Here is a 17887-nt window from a genome sequence, read left to right as displayed (position 1 = left end):
ACACTGATCCTCGACGTCTGGTATAGTGCTAGCAGACGGAAAAAAAGAGACGTATGGAGACGAGGTGAGTCGATAGATCCGTTTTTAGACGAGTAGAGCAATGACGACGAATTTTTATGCACCGCCGTCGGCCATTCGGGGATCGCGCGTGGTGTTGCCGAAGGAGGAGGCACGGCACGTGCGATCGGTCCTTCGAGCAGAGCGGGGCGATGAGATCGTAGTGGTGGATGGGCAGGGCGGGTGGTACCGCGTCCGAATTGACCATCTAGGGGCAGAGCAGGTCGTGGGAGGAATTTTGGAGACGCGACAAGAGGTGGGGGAGCCCGAGGTCGACGTGACGGTCGGGCTCGGAATTCTCAAAAAGCGCAGTCGGTTCGAGACATTTGTCGAAAAGGCCGTGGAGCTGGGCGTTCGGCGGATTGTGCCGCTGCGCACCCGTCGCACGGAACGCGAGTCCATCCGGAGGGATCGGCTCCGGAAGGTCATGATTGCGGCGCTCAAGCAGTGTCGTCGGAGTCGGCTGCCAGAGCTTGACGAGCCGCAGACACCGAAAATGCTTTTGGAGGACAGGAGGACTGGGGGGCGATTGCTTTGTCACGGAGGGGGCGACGGCACCCCGTTGCTGTCTGCATTGGGAGACGCCCCGGAGAGTGTTCTTGCCCTCGTAGGACCGGAGGGGGGCTTCGCACCGGAGGAGGTGAATACGGCCGTTGGGGCTGGGTGCACACACGTGACCCTGGGGCGACGGCGACTGCGGGCCGAAACGGCAGGAGTTGTGGCTCTGAACGCGGTAATGTTGCAGGCACAGACGTGTTAGCAATGCGCCCGGATTTGGGAGGACAACCTTCGTGAAACAAGTGGAGGAGGGATGAGGTCAGCGATGTGTGAAAAACGGGCAGAGGAGGAGCACGCGGATAAGCCCCCCGTTCGGAGCCCCGGTTCCCGTTGATGAATCCCACGCCTATGAGCGATCTCACTGAAACATCGTTGTCTTCCGAGGAGCTGATTGATGGGGTGTTACTGAAGGCGTTCCGGGATGAGGTGCGCCTGCCCGACGGGAGAACCTCAGTTCGTGAGTGGATCGATCATCCGGGAGCGTCCGCCATCGTGCCGATCTTTGACGATGGGCAGACGCTTCTCGTGCGGCAATTCCGGTTTCCTCCTCGACGCACATTTTTGGAGGTGCCGGCCGGCAAGCTCGACGAGCCCAACGAAGATCCGGTAGATGTGGCGGCGCGAGAGTTGGAGGAGGAGACCGGGTGGCGGGCCGATCGGTTCGAAAAAATTGGGGCGGCGTATCCGTGCATCGGATATAGCAATGAGCTCATTCATGTGTACGCCGCTTACGGACTGGAGCGGGGCGAACAGGACCTCACGGAGGGAGAGTTCGTGAAGGTTGTATCGATGGGGCTTGCGGAAGCCGTTGCAAAGGCACGGAACGGCGAGATCAAAGATATGAAAACTGTTACTGCTCTCGTGTATGCCGCCGCGCACGTGAACGAACGAGGCGATGCCTCGTAGTGTATTGCGGATAACAGGAGAACGTACTTGCTTCCCGAGCACTGAATTTTACAAGCGGACGCTGACGCTATGTTTTCGATGATGGTCGTCTTCATCGCCCTCATTGCTGCCGTACTCATTCTGGTGATTCTGCTCCAGAGTGGACAGGGCGGAGGGCTCTCCGGTATTGCGCAGGGCGGGGCCACCCGTCAGGTGCTTGGGACCCGACAGGCCCCGGATGTTCTTGAAAAAGCAACGTGGACCCTGGGCGCCCTCTTTATCGCCCTCTGTGTGATCACCAACTTCTTCATCGGGAGCGATGAGCAGCAGAGTGTCATTCAGCAACGGGCGCAGGAAGGCCCGGCCCAGCAACAGCAGCAACAGGCTCCGCCCAGTCCGGGAGGAGATGCTGCACCGCTTCCGAACCAGGGCGGGGGGCAGCAGGGAGGAGGAGCATCGCAAGGGGGAGGAAACTGATAGCGTTTGAGCACGGGGAGGGGGAGTTCCGGGTCAAGCCGAGGTCGGGCAACATTCGATTGGCGCGAGCGGCTTCTACGTGTCCGAAATCGGTGTTTTGCGCCGTTCGATGTTGATTGTTGTCCCCAGTATTCCGGCGGTATAGATCGGGTTCTGGGAGGTCGGTCTTTTGGGAAAGACCGGATCCCCCATTATTGGAGACGTCAGGCGAAGCGCCAATTGACGCTTCGCCTTTTCTATGTACAAAAAAAGACGACCGACCGCCTCCATCAGGAGGCCGTCGGTCGTTTTAGTGCGAAACGTACGGGCCTATAAGCCGAATTTGGTCTACCCGGGCCGGCATCGCCGTGTCGGCGCCGGGGAGGTCATCATCTATCTGGGACGGTTGTCGCCAACCGCCTCAAGCGGCCTACCTGCACCGTTATCCGGGGTCACGGATGGACGTCCGGATCATCGGCGGGCGACCTTCGTGCTGCTGAACGCTGGCAAGCCAGCGAGGAGCACACGGTGCGACTTGGCCTTTCACCCCGTAGGGTTTGCCTGGCCGGCTCCGTCACCGGAGCCGCCGGTGCGCTCTTACCACACCCTTTCACCCCTTTCCCCGACCGTTGTCGGGACAAGGTCCCGAGATCGGGGCGGGTCTGCTCTCTGTTGCACGTGCCTTCCGCACCGCCTCGACAACGATCGGAGGCGATGCAGCCTTCCGGTTAGGAAGCACGGGGCCCTGTGGTGTTCGGACTTTCCTCACCGCGGATGCCGACGTAGTCGGGGCGAATCCCCGACATCGGCACCAACGGAGCGATGACCTGGCCTGCACGTGATTATATAAACGCAGGAGTGGGCACCGAGGTTCGGGGCCAATCTATAGAGGAATGCCTCCATTGAAAAAAGCGCAGTGGCTCGTGAAAGCCATCTGCGCTGACATCTAGAGGTCGACCTTCTCTTTCATCTCGTCGACGGTTTCATTGTAGAGATCCTCGTCGACGATGATGCGACCGGTGTGCTCGCAGGCGACAATATTTTTTCGCTGCCGGATTTCGACCTGTCGCTGAGGCGGGACGGCGAAGCCAGCAGCAGCGCCACGTTTGAGCGGGACAACGGCGCGTCCATCGCGAAGGCGATCCCGGAGCTTCGAGTAGGCCTTGAGGTAGCGGGAGCCGACTTGCTCTTCCGCCTCTTCGCGGATTTCCTCGAGCTTCGACTCTTCCTCCTCGGTGTCTTCGCGGACCTCTTCAAGCTTGTCGCGCTTCTCATCGAGCACTTCTTCGAGCTCTTCGAGGCGCTGCTCGGTATCCTCGATGGCCGACTCGTGGGATTCGATCGTTTCCTCGGCTTCTTCGATCGTTTCCTCGGCCTCGGAGATGCGTTCCTTCTGGCCTTCGATCTCCTTCGTGAGCGCGTCGAATTCCCGATTGTTGCGGACTTCGAGTTGCTGCTCCTCGTACTTCTCAATCAGGCCTTCCGCCTCCTTGATGTCGAGCTCGGCCTGTCGCTGAGCAACTTCCTGCTCCTGCATCTCCTCCTTGTAATTCTCGAGGCGCGTTTCGAGGCCGGCCTTCTCGTCTTCAAGGTCCTGGATTTCTTCCGGCAGGTCGCCGCGGAGTTTGTGAATCTGGTCGATTCGATTGTCAATGTGTTGAAGCCGGACCAGGGCACGAAGCTGGTCCTCCACTGAGGGTCGTTTCTTTTGGGCCGTCGGCATATATAACTGTTTATTGATGTCGTTCGAACGCGGGTGAACGCCATTCAGTGTTTACCTTGGGGGCGATCAAAAGTTCGTGCCTCCGTTTGGGGATTCTTCCATTTCGTGCAAAGATACAACGGAGGGGAGATGAGTCTGCACTCGTACAGCTTTCTGTGGGAGGAGGACTGCCGGAATACGGACAACGGGGCTGGGGGCGCGAGAAGGCCCTCAGGTGGTGCCACTCGTGGAGTCACACGTCAGCTTCCGGCCGCCTCGCCCCGCAGCAAAACGGGAGGCAGGGAGGAGGCTTATGAGGGAACGTACGTCTGCATGGGACTCGTCCGCGTGTCGGTGCGGTGCCAGGTCACGGTTGGAAAGCGATCGGCGAGCCAGTCGCGAAGCAGTGCTTCGGTCAGGGCCTCCGTTTCGTAGTGGCCCGGGTCAATGAGGGCCATATCGGGGTCGCCGTTCGTATCGAGGACGTTGAAGAACTCGTGGTATTTCACGTCCGCGGTCACGTACGCATCGGCACCGGCCCCTCGTGCCGTTCCGATGAAGTCGCTGCCCGCCCCGCCGCACACCGCCACGCGCTCAATTGTTGCGTCGTCGGTGCCCGCATAGCGGAGGCTATCAGCATCTAGTTGAGTGGCGACGCGGTCGAGGAAGGCCGAGAGGGGCATCGGCGTGTCGAGCATGCCGAGCGTGCCGAGTCCAGCTCGCGAGTTTTTCTGATGCACCGGATACAGGTCGTAGGCCACCTCCTCATAGGGATGGGCGTCCTGAAGGGCGGCCAGGACATCGCCGAGTTGCCAGCGGGCGACCTCTACCTCCAGCTTTCGTTCCTGGGCCGCTTCCACGTCGCCTCCGGCCTCACCAATGTGGGGAGTTGTGTCCTCCCCCGGCTTGAAGAAGCCCGTTCCCTCGACAGCGAACGCACAGGCCTCATAGTCGCCAATGCGGCCGGCGCCAGCGTTGGCCAGAGTCTGCCGAACCTTCTCGAATGCCTCTTCCGGCACGAAGACGGCAAGCTTGTAGAGCGTATCTTCGTAGCCGTCGAGGAAGCCGACGTCCGTGAGGCCCAGACGGTCGGCCAGCGCAAAGGAAACGCCGCCCGGGGCCGCGTCGAGATTGGTGTGAATGCTGTAGAGCCCGACCCCAGCTTCGGCGAGTCGGAGCGCAAGATTCGAGACGTAGCCATCTGCCGTCACGCCATCGAGCGGGCGGAAGAGCAACGGATGGTGGGTGACGATAAGATCGGCATCGAGCTGTTTGGCCTCGTCCAGCACCTGTGGGGTGGCATCGAGCGCCAGAAGACCGGTATCCACGGACCGGTTCGCATCCCCCACCTGAAGGCCCACGTTGTCGTAGTCCTGTGCCGACCCCGGGGGGGCCCACGCTTCGAGGGCTTCGGTGATGCCGTCGATGGTTGGGGACGTGGCCATGGCGAGCTGTAGAGAGGTCTGTTAGAAAGGGACGCAGGCGACGATGAGCCGTTGGTCGTTAACGGCGGACAATTGTAGCGATGCGACTCCTCACATCGTTTCGAGGTACGCCAGATTTTCGGGCGTGTACGGCGTGGCGGAAAGATCGAAGTCGCTGTAGAACGCCGTCTCGTCCCCGGTATTCCCCTCAATGAGCATCTCGAACTGCGAGGGAGAGATGGGAAGGAGACCGACCCGACCGGCGGTGTAGACGCCCAAGCGGGCCAAAACGAGCGGTACGTAGGCCTTTGGTTTTGGGTCAAGACCTGCGCCCTGGGCGATGCGGTCGAGCACCTCCACGTACGAAAAGCGGTCCCGCCCGGCAGCAATGTAGGTTTGGTGGTGAGCGGCCTTCACCTGCAGAGCCTGTACAAAGGCTTCCGCGACTTCGGTGGCGTGCACGGGTTGCAATTCGTAGGAGCCATCACCGAACACCGGAAGGATGGGGAAGGGACGGATCAGGTCGGAAAGCAGGCGGGAGGAAAACTCGGGCCGGCCGGGGTCCGGTTTTCCGAAGAGAAGGGCCGGGCGGAAAATCGTCCAGTGGGCAAAGTTGGCGGTTTTGACGATCTCCTCCGCCTCCCATTTCGTGCGTTGGTACCCCGTCGAAGCATCGGGACGGGCCCCATTGGCACTCATGTGGATGAAGCGCTCGATGTCGGCTTCCTGGGCCGCTTCCACGACGTTTCGAGTTGCGTCCACGTGTAGACGTTCGAAGGTGACGCCACGGGAAGGGGACTCCTCGATGATGCCCACGAGATGGATGACGGCGTCACAGTCGACGAAGGCGCCCTCCAGTGAGGCCGGGTCCGTCACGTCCCCCGAGACAACCTGGATGGCGTCGTCCTGTACGGCGAGGTCCGCCGCCGAGCCGCGGACCAGACAGTGCGGCGTATGGCCTTGTCGGAGCAGCTCACGGAGGATGTAAGAGCCGACGTAGCCGGTGGCCCCGGTCAGAAGAACGTGCATCAACAGAAGCAGGATTGGGCAGAGAGCAAACCGAGAGGAGCGTCGCTAAGTGGAGGCAGGCGCGTCCGAATCCGGGAGCTCGTCGTCCAGATTCTGGACGCCGAACGAGGTGCCTACGTCCAGTGCCGAGGCGATGAGGGGGGAGTCGAGAGGCACGGTGCGGGTTTTGTTCGCCACGTCAGCGAGGGCAACAGTCGTGAAGTCTCCGTTTTGGAGGGCAACCATCCGGCCGTATCGTTCCTGGGCGACCAATGAGGCGGCCCGGGCCCCAAAGGCCGTAGACAGGTTGCGGTCATAGGCGGTTGGCGTTCCGCCACGTTGCATGTGGCCAAGAATGGTGGTGCGCACCTCACTATCCAGCCGATCCTCTAAGTCATCGGCCAGGACGCGACCGATTCCGCCGAGCCGGACAGAGTCCGAGGTTTTATCCACCTGCTCCCGCACCACCCGTTCCCCCTCTTGGGGTTTGGCCCCCTCCGCGATTGCTATAATCGTGAAGCGCTGTCCGCCTTGCTGTCGGGTAAAGCAGACCTGCGCCACCTCCTCTACGTCGTATTCGATCTCAGGGATCAGGATGACGTCGGCCCCGCTGGCCACCCCGGCATGGAGCGCAATCCACCCCGAGTAGCGGCCCATCGTTTCGATAATCATGACCCGGTGGTGGCTCTGGGCCGTGGTGTGGATGCGATCGATGGCTTCACTCGCAATCGAGACAGCTGTATCGAAGCCAAAGGTGCGGTCGGTGCCGGCCAAGTCGTTGTCGATGGTTTTTGGAACCCCCACGATGTTGATGCCCAGATCCGAGAGGCCGTGGGCAATCGACATGGTGCCGTCGCCTCCGATGGCGACGAGGGCATTGAGGTCGAGGCTACGGCAGGTGCTGACGGCTTGAGCTGATACGTCCGCGCCGCCGCGCGGTTGGTAGTTGAAGGGGTCGGCCTTGTTGCTGGCCCCAAGGATGGTACCGCCCCGGGTGAGGATGCCGCCCACGTCCTGGTAGCTCAGGGGCTGCACGCTGCGCTCCACCAGACCTCGGTAGCCGTCTCGGATGCCTACCACTTCGGCGTCGTGTTGAAGAATGAGGGTTTTCGTGACGGCTCGGAGAGCTGCATTGAGACCGGGGCAGTCTCCTCCTCCGGTGAGAACGCCGACGCGTAACGGATCTTTGGCCATGCGTTTGGTAGCGTCAGAGTGAAGGAGAGCACGCAAGGGGGCTCCCGAAAGATGGGAATTGGAGCATCCTCGTGCAAGGGCCAGGGCAGTTCCCGATTCGTTCCGGGCAGCCACAGTCCTCACGAGGGGCAGGAGAAACGGCGGGCAAGGGGGGAGCGTTGGCTCGTACGACGTGTTGGTTATTCGTACTCAACGAAACTTACCATGCAAGTACAGGAGCCGAAGAACGTTCTGGGAGATCCCCTCGAACCGTGCTCACAAGAACCTACGACCGGGTTTTACCGGACGGGACGTTGTGAGACGGGACCGGAGGACACCGGGCAGCACGTGGTCTGTGCGGAGATGACGGAGGCCTTCCTTCGCTTTACGAAAGCGCAGGGGAACGATTTGAGCACGCCCCGACCGGAGTGGAATTTTCCCGGACTGGAGCCGGGCGACCGGTGGTGCCTCTGCGCGGCTCGCTGGCAAGAGGCGTTGGAGGCGGGCGTGGCTCCTCCCGTTCTTCTTTCGGCAACGCACGAGAGCGCGCTCCAGGTGCTCGCGCGGGAGGATTTGGAGGCACACGCCGTCGATGCTTCCTCCTCATAAGGGGCCCCCGGGTCGATGCTGTCGCTTGTGGTTGAGCATCGGAGGACTCCTGCTCCGCTGGCGCGTACGATTTCAGGGAGGAGGGCCCCTGTTGGGCGTTTCCGACTGCGAGTCACGGCTCATTCTGAGTAGAGCCAGAGACGATTTTATCCCGGGACCTGAAGGAATCGAGCCGGCACGTGTCGCGTGAGCCACACCGTCTCGGTCGAGCGGTAGAGTGTGAAGCCGGCCTCAGAAAGGGCAGGGGCTTTGATCCTGAGGACCACGGGCGTGCCATGCCGCCGGCCCACCGATTCGGCTTCCTCTGGGGTTGGAGATAGGTGTACGTACTGCCGGGACTGGGGGTGCAGGCCCTCTGAGCGAATGGAGGGGAGGGCGGCCTCGGCAGTGCCGTGATACAGTTCAGGAGGCGGAGCAGTGGGCGTCAGGTCGAGGTCCACCGCAATCGAATGTCCGTAGTTGGCGCGGATCTTCGATTCGTCGTCACTGAGAGTGAACCGGGTTTTCTCGCCCGCCGCAATCAGGTGTTTGATGCGGGACCGGCTCAGGGAGCGTCCTTCTGCCCGAGCCTGTTCAATGAGGGTCTCTACGTCGGCCCATCCGCCCGGGTCGAGGTCCAGGTTGAGGGCGTCGGGGTTGTGCCGGAGGACGTAGCTCAGGAATTTGCTGCTCTGGGTCAGTCGGTCGTCCATGCGAAATGGCTAGAGCTGAAGTGTGAGGGCAACACCGGAGGGAAGCGGATAGACGGAGGCCGTTACGTGGGCGTCTAGGAGGGCGTCCAGTCGAGTGCGTGAGGCGACAAATGCAATGCCATCGAGTACCATCAGACCAACTCCTTGCAGAATAAGCGATGTCCCAAATCCGCGCCAGCGTGCTGCGTTTTGCACGTCCCGGTAGCCAGCCCCAAGCATCGTGCCCCCCACAGCTGAATAGGCCACGTTCAACCCCAGATTGAAGAGCAGAATGTCGTGGAATTGGCGCTCGGCGGCCAGCCGGGCGGCCGGATTGGGAAGTGGGGTGCTCGGTGTGCCGAGCAGGCCTGCGGCTGCAATTCCTACGTTGACGGCACCCCAGCCGGCCGACATTGCACCGAAGTGCCACCGGGCAGACCGGGTGGTTCGTCCGCTGCCCCACATTAGGGCGAGGCCGCCGAGCACGTTGGCACTTCCCCATGCTGCCACCCGCCAGAGGTGGGTGTGCTGTGCGGTGCGAAGGGGGCTCATCGTCTTCTCCGTCGATTGAGTGGGTTCAGAAAGGACAGTCGATTGGGCGGAAAGGGCGCACGGAAAGAGAAACAGGAAAAGCAGAATCGAGGCTCCGAGACGCATATCAGTAGGGAAGATGGGGACCAGAAGGACGGAGACGGGTTTCTGCGTAGAGGGATGCGGGCGTTGAGTTCAGTTCGTGGTCAGAGAGTAACAGTATCGCGGCATTCACGGAAGACGGGAGGAGGCTCGGGCCACTTATGGATGAGGGGAACAGGGGGAAATGCGCCAGAGGCCTACAGGCGATGGCGAACTTGGCGCATGGGGTGGGAGAAGCGGGCCGATATCTTCGATCTGCGCATAAATCTTCGGTCCCCCTTCGTGGCCCGCGCTGTAATCGGCTGTAATGCTAGGCGCTATCCGTCTGTTGGGGCAGGCCGACCGGAGACGAATTCCAAACATCCGCTTTCTTACCCCTTTGCTTCCGATTCGGCCTCCAGCTTGAAACTCGTGACTGCGAAGAGGAAGGAGTTAGCAGACTAAAAAAAGTTCTTCCGATGCACACCCTATCCCGACCGGGCCCCAGTCCTCAATTGTCGACTGCTCCTACTGCCATGAACACTGTACGCAAAATTATTGTCGGTTCCTTTTACTTCATCGGGTCCTGGGTAATAGCGAGTTTTGTCGGGGTGATGTTTAACCCGAGCAATGCTGGACTGTGGACCACAAGCCTCATGTGGTCGCTTCTGGCGAGTCTCCTCGTAATGCCGGGGCTCGTTTTAGTCTACCATGCAAGTCTGGCCCGGAATCAGAGAGAGCGAAAGGTCTCTAGAGACGTCGAGCGGCCTCCGTTCGTCGAGGATGAGCACGAGGAAGGTGCACTATGGCCGATGCCGGAAGAAGACTCCTCCGTCCAGCGGTAAATTCGATCGCTGAAAGCGAAAACACTCGGCGTGCTCATGGGACCAGAGCCATCGGCAATGGACATATTGCAGGGGCCGAGGCGAATTGGGACAGGACCGCACACCGATTGCCAGCGACGCGCGGCTGTTACCCTTTACGTGGGACAGAAGGGGCGGCGTGGGGGGGCGGGAGCGACGGAAGAAGCTCTGGTGGGGCTCATCCGTGGCGTAGCTTACGAGCTCGCCACGAGCAGAATCAAGAGCACCTCGTAGACAGTGCCCCCAGCCATCCATCCGAATAAGAGTACGGTCTGGGTAACAGATTGGCTTGCCAGAGGATCGATCCACGCAAACGCGCACCATGTGGCGGAAAGTCCGAGGGCGAGGATGATGGCGCCCCAACTGTACGTGCGTCTATACTGAGATGGAGCAGAGACCAGTGCCATGGGGGCCCACAACAAGAGATACGGAATGCCGAGAGAGAAGGGGAGGTGGAGGAGGTACACTGGGAGGCTCGCTGATCCGATCTGGACAATCCAGGAACTGAGAGAAGCCAGAATTGCGAGACTCATGCCGACCGCAAGGGCACAGAGTACGCGGCGGGAGCAAGAAGCGAGACGAAGCACGTTTGAGGCGGGGGACAGATGAAGGAATTGGCGTATAGTGGCCAGTCAAACTGAAGCTGTCGGGTTTCGAATTGAACACGCTGTGTTGAATACGGCATTCTGCGGCCTGAATACAGTCCACTGGCCCATCGTTCTACCGACATGGAAAACGTGACGCACCACTAGCGTCCAATCGGACAACAAGCACGCCAGGGAGGTGAGTTCACGCAGGTTTGATTCGTATTTGGGGCGGAGGCTTTGGGGCGCCCACAAGGCAGAAAGATGATGCGTGCGCCATTTACTGGTCAATTTCTCCCGGTTACTGGTCAATTTCTCCCGGTTACTGGTCAATTTCTCCCAGCAAATCACGTCTCATTCGCCGGTATTGTGCTCACTGCACGTAAGGTCGGACCGATGTGTGGGGACAATCAACCTATGTCATGTTTTACCGGTAATCGGGAGGGCACTTCGGGTGGGAACCGCCTTGATCGATCGAAGCCTCGACAGCAGCTTGACAGTCCCTCGAATGGTACTCTTTTCCTGTAGAGGGGACCGTATGTCGGCGTCTGGAGGAAGAGCGTCGAGGGTCACCGAAGACGAGTTCAGCGAGATCGTCCATTCCTCGACCGGCTGAAAAAACCAGTCGTATGTCTTATACCCGGCGAGCACGCCTCCGCGCTTGTAATGTTCAAGCGTGATGAGAGAGGCGGTTCGGCAGGTGCCCTTGTGGGCATCGGACTGAAATCGTTCCCGTGCCGTCGTTTTTCCCCAGCTCATCCACATGAACAGGAGAGCCGTATGCACGAGGTAAAGCCGCCCCCGACGATCGATGGGGGATTGGGCTTCACCACCGAAAGTTGATATCCCGCGGTCGTAGTAATGAAAAGCCTCGTCGGGAAGACGCCCGAGCCAGTCTGAAGGGGCGTCGGTTCGAGACGGGGCGTATCGGTTGACGAGTTTCGCAAACTCGCCTGCATAGATGTCGAGTTCGGTTGCAGAAGAGTTATCAGAGATGGCGTTTGCCTGGACAGTATGCGTGGAGGCCATGTTTTGCACGGGACGTGTGGGAGTAACTGTGAGCCGCCACGAAGAATCGGGCGTTTACACCGGTGATTCTACCGCACCCACAAAATCGATGCAAGGTTTGTGGATGGGACGGCATCAGGTGAAATAAAAGCTAACCATTCTGTACGTAGTGAGTCGGAAGAGAGATTATACCACCGGTAGTGTGAGAATTCTCTCCTAGAATCTTGCGGGTAGGTTAATTTGTTTCACCTCATCAGATGGACAACCGAATACCTGGGGCGGCGTTCGGTAATACAAATTCCCTGAAGGGTTACATTTTGTGGCAGTGTGGGGGACACTTGGATGCACATGTGGGGCATTCAGGCATGGAAAAGACTGGTCCCAGGAGGCCAGAAAAGGAAGGAGGCGAGGTCCGGGCAGTCGTCCGAGCTGAGAACCGGTTCGGTCCGGTTCTTGCGGAAGGAGGAGAGTGGACAGTTCGGACTGATGTCCGGCATATCGAAGTTGCACTGCTCGCTCTCCGCACCACTGTTGTTCTCCGACATGCTCAAAACCATTCCAATCATCAATAACAAGGGGGGCGTTGGGAAGACCACGACCACCGTCAATTTGGCGGCCGGTCTTGGCCGTGAGGGTCGCCGCGTACTCGTTGTCGATCTTGACAGTCAAGGATCCGCGTCGCTTGCGCTCGGGGTTGATCGGGAAGACCTTGAGCCCTCAACCGCGTCCGTACTGTTTGGGGAAAAGGCGCCGTCGGACGTGATTCAAGGGACCGCTACGAGGAATGTCGATGTCCTCTCGGGGTCGCTCCGTCTCGCCGATGCCGATACGAAACTCTCCTCGGTCGACGGGCGCGAAAATCGGCTCACCCAGTCCCTTGCGGGCATTGAGGAGGACTACGATACCATCCTGATCGACTGTGCGCCGTCCACGTCTCTGCTTACGGTCAACGCGCTCGTGGCCGCCGATGCTTTCATCATTCCGGTGTCGCCGTCATACCTCTCGCTGGAGGGCGTCGTAAGTCTCGGAGAAGTGGTAAAGAACGTACGGATGAGCTTGGGAGAGGCCGCTCCGGTGCTTGGGGTCCTCATTACCATGGTGCAACGCGATGACGAGCAGACGCGTGCGATCATCGACGAGGTTCGCGGTCATTATGGTGGGAAGGTGTTCGATATTGAGATTCAGCAGGATGCTGCGATCGAAGAAGCACCGACCCACGGCCAGTCCGTGTTTGACTATGCGCCCGGTTCGCAGGGAGCGGAAGAGTACCAGATGCTTGTTGAAGAGGTGCTCGATCGACTCGATCGCTACGGGTCGGTGTACGACACAGTTCGGAAGAAGCAGGCCCGCCGGACGTAACCGGCAGGCATCCATCAATTCTCGCTTGTTCCGCACTCGATTTTAGATTTATCCTACCATGGCCGACGACAATGACTTTTTCGGAAGTGTCTTCGATGATCCGGAAGATGATCCCTTATTGGGGGGCGACGACTCGGAATCGGAAGACACACCTTCGGATGAGGGCAACAACACCGATCCGATTGAAAACGGAGCCCCATCGTGGGTGTCTGATGAGTCATCGGACACTCCTTCCGACGCGTCCGGCCCCGCGGACACGGGACCAGAACGGAAAGAGATCGTTGTGGTGCAGCGCGGGGAATCGCAGGAGGGACTCGATGAACTCAACGAAGCCGTAGGGGAAGGGTGGCGTCTCGTGCAGCTTTCGCTCGCTCAGCCAAATGGGGAGCGGGCCACCTCCCGCGCCGATGCGCAGCGGTTCGTTGCGATACTGGAGCAGGACAGCCCGCAGTCGCTCTTCGACTTTGGGGCCCCGTAGTCGTGCTTGGAACCCGAGCAATGTCGGGAGCAAACGGGGCGGAGGTCAATGGAATCTAGAGGAGGGAAGCTGTTTCCGGGTGCTGGGACAGTTGAGGGGGGACTGCGATGCGATGTTTTCACTCAGTCTCTTTTCTTCAGGTCTATGCGGCTCTCGTTCTGCTACGCGGTTCTGTGTATTGTGCTCGTGCTTGGCATGTCGTTTTCGCCCACCAACGCGCAGTCCCCCCAGTCGCCCGAGGGTTTTGATTTACAGGGACACCGAGGAGCGCGAGGCTTGGCGCCGGAAAACACGATCCCAGCGTTTCGGACAGCCCTTGAGATTGGCGTGACGACGTTGGAAATGGATGTGGTGATCAGCAAGGATGGCGTCGTGGTCGTGTCGCATGAGCCCTGGATGGGCGAAGAGAAGTGTCGAACGCCGGAGGGGGGGCGAATCGAGGACGGGAAAGGGCGCCACCGAATCTTTGAGATGACCTACGAGCAGATCGCAGATTACGATTGCGGGAGTCTCACGCTGGCGTCGTTTCCCGAACAGAAAGGGACGGCCGCCCCAAAGCCCCGTCTCCGCGATGTCATTCAGATGGCGGAGGCGTACGTGGCTGAGCACGACCGGCCGCCTATCTTCTATAATATCGAGACGAAGAGCCGGTCCGAGTGGGACGGCACGTTTCATCCCAAGCCGACCGTTTTTGCCGAGCGGGTGCTAGCCGTGGTTGACGACGAGGGCGTGGCCCCTCGCACTACAATTCAGTCGTTCGATCCGCGCACGTTGGAGGTGGTGCACGAGCAAAACGCAAGCGTCCGCACGGCGCTACTGGTCGGGTGGTCGGAAAGTGACGGCCTGGAGGAGGATTTGGCGACACTCTCGTTCGTGCCCGACATCTACAGTCCAAATGCTCGCCTCGTCGACGAGGCCCTGGTCGCTGCTGCGCACGATCGGGGTGTGCAACTCATTCCGTGGACCGTAAACGAACCCGCTGCGATGAAGCGACTGCTGCGGCTTGGGGTTGACGGCCTCATTACGGACTATCCGGATCGCGGACGGGACGTGTTGCGCCAGCGGCGAGGGGATTCATAACAGGGGACGGGAGAGGAACGGGAGCGCAGAGGGGGATAGCCGGCGAGTAGGGACAGTTGATGAAACTGTCACTGCCTTCGTATGAACGATGGGGAGGGGCGACTGGCTCCGTCCAGGTTCATAGAGGGTCTCATCTGGGAGGACGGCTCTGGAGGAGAGAGAATACCGGAGTGTTACGGGTACGAACGATCTTCTTGGGGACAGCCCTTGCCATCCTTCCACGGCAATTATATGCTTGTGTGAAGGTACGGTCGTAGCGTGACACTGTCAGGTCCGATCCGTATCTTCGAGGCTCCTTCGTTGCCTCGTCTGTCTGCTTTTCACTACGCGCCCTACAGACCGTTGAGCTTAACCGTTGTTGCGAACCGCGTCCCCATTCGCCAGACCGATGATGGATGGGAAACCTCCGTCGGAGGATTGACCACGGCTCTTCTTCCCGTGCTGGAAAATCAGGGTGGGACTTGGGTCGGCATGGGCGAAGAGCCCGATCTGCCGGAGCGCCAGGAGTTTCCCGCTGATGATCCGGACTTCGTCGTCCGACGAGTGCCGTTGAGCACCGAAGAGCTGGATGGCTACTACTACGGCATGGCCAATCAGATTTTATGGCCGCTCTCGCACTATCTGATCCAGCACCTGGAGCTGAAGACGGAGTTTATCGAGACCTATCGGCACGTCAATGAGCGATTTGCCGAGGCGGTGCTCGAAGAAACGGAGGGAGGAGAGGAGGAGGTGATCTGGATTCAGGACTACCACCAGATGCTCTCCCCGGGGCACATCCGAGACGAGCGGCCCAATGCCACCATCGGCCACTTCTGGCACATCCCCTGGCCGGCGATGGAGGTGTTTCGCATTCTGCCGTGGGCGCGTGAATTGCTGCGTGGCATGCTGGGGTGCGACCTCATCGGCTTCCACGTGGAGGAATACGTGGACAACTTCATTGAGAGTGCGGAGACGCTCCTGGGGGCAGAGGTGGACGGCAACGTCATCCGCTACGACGGACATGAAACCCGCGTGGAGGCCCATCCGATCGGCATTGAGGTGGATCGGTTCAAGGAAATGGCCCATGATCCGTCCATCGAGCAGGAGGCGCAGAAATTTCGGGAGCGTCTGGGCACCGACAATGTCGTCATTGGCATCGACCGCCTCGACTACACGAAGGGCATTCACTCCCGGATGCTTGCCTTCGAGCAGTTCCTCGAAGAGAATCCGGAGTATCACGGCAACGTGAGCTTCTTTCAGATTGCCACTCCGAGCCGGACGGAACTGGAGTCGTACCAGCAGATTCGCCGGGAGGTCGACGAGGTCGTGGGGCGCATCAATGGACGCTTTGCCCGGGAAAGCTGGGTGCCCGTGAACTATCGCTACCGCACGTACACGCAGTACGAGCTTTGCGCTTTTTATCGGGCGGCGGACGCGGCGCTCATTACGCCCCTGCGCGACGGCATGAACGTCGTCACACAGGAATTTGTGACGGCTACGCAGGATGGGGTGCTAATCCTCTCAGAGCTTACGGGGGCGGCCTATCTCCTGCCCGAAGCCCTACAGGTGAATCCGTACGATCAGGGCGGCCTGGCCGACGCCATCAAGGTGGCCCTTGAAATGCCGGCCGAGGAGAAGAAAGAGCGCCTCAAGGGACTTAAGCAGACCATCGACAAGCTCGACGTACACAACTGGGCCGACAATTTCCTGTCCGCACTCGCGGAATAACTCCCGTTGGCTCCTTTCGTCGAACCAGCGTTGTTTCATGCCTCCCGTTGTCGACCACCCGTTATTTTTCCTCGACTACGACGGCACCCTTGCACCGATCGTGGAGGACCCGGACGCGGCGATGCCACACCCGGACGTGCCGGCCCTGCTTCGCCAGCTCGACGCCCGCTTTCCGGTGTGGATCGTCACGGGGCGCGATCTTCGGGCGTTATCTTCGTTTCTCGATCAGCCGTTGAATGCGATCGGTCTTCATGGGGCACAGGAGGGGACGGTGGGGGGAGAAGTGCAACAGCTCATGTCGGAGGAGGCGGCCCAGGCGCTCCGTGAGCTCCGGCGCTCCGTCCCATCGATCAACGGGCTCGACATCGAGGAAAAAGACCAAGCCTTCGCGGTGCATTACCGGGCCGTTCGCGATGAGGACGAGGCCCTGGACCGACTCTCGACCTGGCTGGATGCGATGCCGGCGATGCTCGATGCCATTTGGGGAAAGAAGGTGGTGGAGGTGCGACCGGAACATCTTACGAAGGGGACGGCCGTGCGTCGGATTGCCGAGCAGTACCCCGACCACACGCCGGTGTACCTCGGCGACGACACGACGGACGAAGATGCGTTCGAGGCTCTTCAGGCGATGACCCGCGACGCCGTAACGGTGCGGATTGGGGACGAGGAGACGCAGGCGGACTACCGGCTCGCCGGTCCCGATGAGGTCGTCGAGTATTTGCGGCAGTACGTGTGATCCCCACACGCAGGCGTCGCTGGGGGGCTGTGGAAAGCTTGTCCCGGATGTGATCCGGAGGAGGGACGTGGTTCTCACGGAATTGCGTTCACACTTCCGGACCACCATTCTCCGAATCCGATGGTCGATTCGGTGTCATCGATCTGCTGGAGCTCACTCTGAGGTCCACACGTCTCGGATCACGGCCAGTGCCTCCGCCAGCATCATGGCAGTCGCCCCCCACACGGTGTGTCCGTTGACGTCGTAGTACGGCACGTCCACCGTCTGCCCATGGAGCGTCCACGGCTCGACGGTACGCGTGGCGGGGTTCAGTAATCTGGGCAGCGAGGCCCGCAGCACCTGTCCCACTTCCCGATCGGTCGGGGCGAGAACAGGGGCATGATCCACCATGCCCAAGAAGGGGTGCACGCAGAAGTTGGACGGCGGAATATAGAGCGGGGTGAGTGGACCGAGCAGGGTTGCCGATGACGGATCCAGTCCCACTTCCTCCTGCGCTTCCCGCAGGGCCGTTTCGTCGAGCGTCTCGTTGCTCTCCATCTGTCCCCCGGGAAAGGAAATTTGCCCCCCGTGATCGGGAAGCTCCTCGCGCCGAACAGTGAGTACGAGGACCCACTCGTCGTCCTGCGGGTGCAGGAGCACGAGGACGCCGGCCGTGCGGCAGTCTTGCCCGTCGACCGACAGTGCATTCCGACGCGGGGAAAGATCAGGGGCCATCGTCCGGTGCGCCGCGTGGCCGGGAAGCGGGTCGGCCAGACGGGCAGTCAGGGCCTCTCGAAGACGGGTAGGGACATCGGACATAGCATTTCGCGAAAAGGAGCGGCCTCAGTGGAAGTTCCGTCTCCCCTATCAAAAAAAGCCCTCGACCGGGAAGGCCCGGCCGAGGGCTCGCATCGACACTCCCGCGCACGCACGACGCG

Annotated in this window: 18 protein-coding genes and 1 other RNA gene; 10 read left to right on the top strand and 9 right to left on the bottom strand. The window is 60.4% G+C overall.

All coding sequences use genetic code 11. The annotated features are described in order from the left end of the window. Positions 1-100: 100 nt before the first annotated feature. From BSZ35_RS04710 to secG, 3 genes are all read left to right on the top strand, one after another. The gene (locus tag BSZ35_RS04710; protein WP_105011367.1) at positions 101-817 is read left to right on the top strand and encodes an RsmE family RNA methyltransferase; all 717 of its coding nucleotides are present in this window, start codon (positions 101-103) and stop codon (positions 815-817) included. A gap of 146 nt (positions 818-963) precedes the next feature. Continuing rightward, a complete protein-coding gene (locus BSZ35_RS04705; protein WP_105011366.1) occupies positions 964-1521 on the top strand; it encodes an NUDIX hydrolase in 558 nt (185 codons plus the stop codon). Positions 1522-1599: 78 nt separating this feature from the next. Beyond that, positions 1600-1977 (top strand): preprotein translocase subunit SecG, encoded by a 378-nt coding sequence (secG, locus tag BSZ35_RS04700; RefSeq protein ID WP_258096074.1) that lies wholly within the window; start codon positions 1600-1602, stop codon positions 1975-1977. Between the two features lie 296 nt (positions 1978-2273). On the opposite strand, the gene rnpB is transcribed toward secG, so the two are convergent. The 5 genes from rnpB to BSZ35_RS04675 form a co-directional block, all read right to left on the bottom strand. After that, positions 2274-2795, bottom strand: an RNA gene (gene rnpB, locus BSZ35_RS04695) — RNase P RNA component class A. A 107-nt stretch (positions 2796-2902) separates the two neighbouring features. Then, positions 2903-3679: a hypothetical protein gene (locus BSZ35_RS04690; protein ID WP_105011364.1), complete on the bottom strand. Its 777-nt coding sequence runs from the start codon at positions 3677-3679 to the stop codon at positions 2903-2905. A gap of 290 nt (positions 3680-3969) precedes the next feature. After that, on the bottom strand, positions 3970-5103 hold the full coding sequence (locus tag BSZ35_RS04685; RefSeq protein WP_105011363.1) for a Nif3-like dinuclear metal center hexameric protein: 1134 nt from the start codon (positions 5101-5103) through the stop codon (positions 3970-3972). 90 nt (positions 5104-5193) lie between these two features. Beyond that, positions 5194-6111: an NAD-dependent epimerase/dehydratase family protein gene (locus BSZ35_RS04680; RefSeq protein ID WP_105011362.1), complete on the bottom strand. Its 918-nt coding sequence runs from the start codon at positions 6109-6111 to the stop codon at positions 5194-5196. Positions 6112-6156: 45 nt separating this feature from the next. Beyond that, positions 6157-7284, bottom strand: coding sequence for an ATP-dependent 6-phosphofructokinase (locus BSZ35_RS04675; protein WP_105011361.1), 1128 nt, complete (start codon positions 7282-7284; stop codon positions 6157-6159). A gap of 204 nt (positions 7285-7488) precedes the next feature. On the opposite strand from BSZ35_RS04675, the gene BSZ35_RS04670 reads away from it, so the two are divergent. Then, a complete protein-coding gene (locus BSZ35_RS04670; RefSeq protein ID WP_105011360.1) occupies positions 7489-7872 on the top strand; it encodes a DUF2237 domain-containing protein in 384 nt (127 codons plus the stop codon). Positions 7873-8018: 146 nt separating this feature from the next. On the opposite strand, the gene BSZ35_RS04665 is transcribed toward BSZ35_RS04670, so the two are convergent. After that, a complete protein-coding gene (locus BSZ35_RS04665; RefSeq protein WP_105011359.1) occupies positions 8019-8564 on the bottom strand; it encodes an RNA 2'-phosphotransferase in 546 nt (181 codons plus the stop codon). A 9-nt stretch (positions 8565-8573) separates the two neighbouring features. Continuing rightward, positions 8574-9095 (bottom strand): hypothetical protein, encoded by a 522-nt coding sequence (locus BSZ35_RS04660; RefSeq protein ID WP_105013719.1) that lies wholly within the window; start codon positions 9093-9095, stop codon positions 8574-8576. Between the two features lie 596 nt (positions 9096-9691). On the opposite strand from BSZ35_RS04660, the gene BSZ35_RS04655 reads away from it, so the two are divergent. Continuing rightward, positions 9692-10000 (top strand): hypothetical protein, encoded by a 309-nt coding sequence (locus BSZ35_RS04655; RefSeq protein WP_105011358.1) that lies wholly within the window; start codon positions 9692-9694, stop codon positions 9998-10000. 1022 nt (positions 10001-11022) lie between these two features. On the opposite strand, the gene BSZ35_RS04645 is transcribed toward BSZ35_RS04655, so the two are convergent. Continuing rightward, positions 11023-11631, bottom strand: a complete 609-nt coding sequence (locus BSZ35_RS04645) for a hypothetical protein (protein ID WP_105011356.1) — start codon at positions 11629-11631, stop codon at positions 11023-11025. Positions 11632-12153: 522 nt separating this feature from the next. Here BSZ35_RS04645 and BSZ35_RS04640 point away from each other — a divergent pair. The 5 genes from BSZ35_RS04640 to otsB all read left to right on the top strand — a co-directional run bounded on the left by BSZ35_RS04640 (position 12154) and on the right by otsB (position 16970). Continuing rightward, a complete protein-coding gene (locus tag BSZ35_RS04640) occupies positions 12154-12969 on the top strand; it encodes a ParA family protein (protein ID WP_181149180.1) in 816 nt (271 codons plus the stop codon). A 58-nt stretch (positions 12970-13027) separates the two neighbouring features. Beyond that, a complete protein-coding gene (locus BSZ35_RS04635) occupies positions 13028-13447 on the top strand; it encodes a hypothetical protein (protein WP_105011354.1) in 420 nt (139 codons plus the stop codon). Positions 13448-13591: 144 nt separating this feature from the next. Further along, positions 13592-14527 (top strand): glycerophosphodiester phosphodiesterase family protein, encoded by a 936-nt coding sequence (locus BSZ35_RS04630; RefSeq protein ID WP_105011353.1) that lies wholly within the window; start codon positions 13592-13594, stop codon positions 14525-14527. 342 nt (positions 14528-14869) lie between these two features. Next, on the top strand, positions 14870-16234 hold the full coding sequence (locus BSZ35_RS04625) for a trehalose-6-phosphate synthase (RefSeq protein ID WP_105011352.1): 1365 nt from the start codon (positions 14870-14872) through the stop codon (positions 16232-16234). Between the two features lie 37 nt (positions 16235-16271). After that, positions 16272-16970, top strand: coding sequence for a trehalose-phosphatase (gene otsB / locus BSZ35_RS04620; RefSeq protein WP_105011351.1), 699 nt, complete (start codon positions 16272-16274; stop codon positions 16968-16970). 153 nt (positions 16971-17123) lie between these two features. Here the strand turns inward: otsB and BSZ35_RS04615 are convergent, their stop codons facing one another. Continuing rightward, positions 17124-17768: a CoA pyrophosphatase gene (locus BSZ35_RS04615; RefSeq protein ID WP_105011350.1), complete on the bottom strand. Its 645-nt coding sequence runs from the start codon at positions 17766-17768 to the stop codon at positions 17124-17126. Between the last annotated feature and the right edge of the window lie 119 nt (positions 17769-17887).

The organism is Salinibacter sp. 10B (assembly GCF_002954405.1).
In the GTDB taxonomy this organism is placed as follows: domain Bacteria; phylum Bacteroidota; class Rhodothermia; order Rhodothermales; family Salinibacteraceae; genus Salinibacter.
Note: the sequence above shows the minus strand (reverse complement) of the source record. Positions and strands in the feature narration are given on the sequence as shown.